This window comes from Oleiphilus sp. HI0117 (assembly GCF_001635235.1).
Map to the genome: position 1 here is coordinate 1 of NZ_LWGA01001410.1, position 675 is coordinate 675.

At 44.0% G+C, this 675-nt stretch carries 1 protein-coding gene; it reads right to left on the reverse strand.

Annotated features, from left to right (window positions below):
* Positions 1 to 92: 92 nt before the first annotated feature.
* On the reverse strand, positions 93 to 644 hold the full coding sequence (locus A3757_RS23815; RefSeq protein ID WP_068509584.1) for an outer membrane beta-barrel protein: 552 nt from the start codon (positions 642 to 644) through the stop codon (positions 93 to 95).
* Between the last annotated feature and the right edge of the window lie 31 nt (positions 645 to 675).

The following is a 675-nucleotide window of genomic DNA, read 5'->3' on the forward strand; positions in this document are numbered from 1 at the left end:
TACCCACACCACAAGCTGTTAAGACAAAGCTAACTAAAAGTAAAACAGCCCGTGTCATCTTTTTTACTGAACACATATTAAGTCCTTTTTAACTAGAAACTTTGGCGTAAGCCCAAGCTCACACCATCCAGAGAGAGGTGATCCTCATCATAATAACGAAGGCCCTGAATATTGATAAAGGTCTCACTCGAACCCAAACGAAATTCAGCACCACCACCGTAGACAACGCCATGATACAACTCTCTATCTACGGGGCTGGAGGCGCTGCGGGTCATTTCCAGTTCAGACATGCCATAGCCAAGCAAGATAAACAATTTCCCACCGTTCTCAGCCTCTGGAGACTCGAAACGACCCAATATCCCAACCGAAGATACGAGACTCATATCAATACCAATATCGTCTCCCTCAGTGACACCTTGTGCGGCATAAACTTCAAGCCCTACTTGAGGCTCCAAATATAATCCCGCTCTCAGACCAGCTCCAGAGATATCGAACTCCGCTTCGCCACTTTGTTCATTACCAATAGTATTTATCAGGTAGTGGGCATCCAGCCCGGCATAATATTTAGGTTTATCTTCTGCAAAAGCGATACTGCTTAGAGCAAGTAAACATATACTCCCCCCAATGCATTTCTTTAAATTCATTCTCGTCTTCCCTTATCCATACCTTAAATAA